The following is a 229-nucleotide window of genomic DNA, read 5'->3' on the forward strand; positions in this document are numbered from 1 at the left end:
GACGCTTCGACGGAGGTGCCGGCGCGATGGTGGAACGTCGGTTCCAAGCCGGCTGCGCGGACGCGCGACGCGGCGCGTTCCGTGTTCCGGGCGAGCCACTCCCAGCCGGCGGCATCCAGGCCTCCTCCGGTCCGCTGGAACGACAACTTCCGCTCGGCGGACCCGTGGTCCGCGAGCGTCGGCTTCGGCAGCCGCCTCCGGGACGATGCCGCGGCGTCGCTGAAGATGC

Annotated in this window: 1 pseudogene; it reads right to left on the reverse strand. The window is 73.4% G+C overall.

Going from position 1 to position 229, the window contains the following annotated elements:
• A pseudogene (locus ACPYOG_RS21230) lies at positions 1-229 on the reverse strand (sugar phosphate isomerase/epimerase family protein); the annotation flags it as partial.

This window comes from Leifsonia sp. HAY1-4F, from assembly GCF_056755275.1.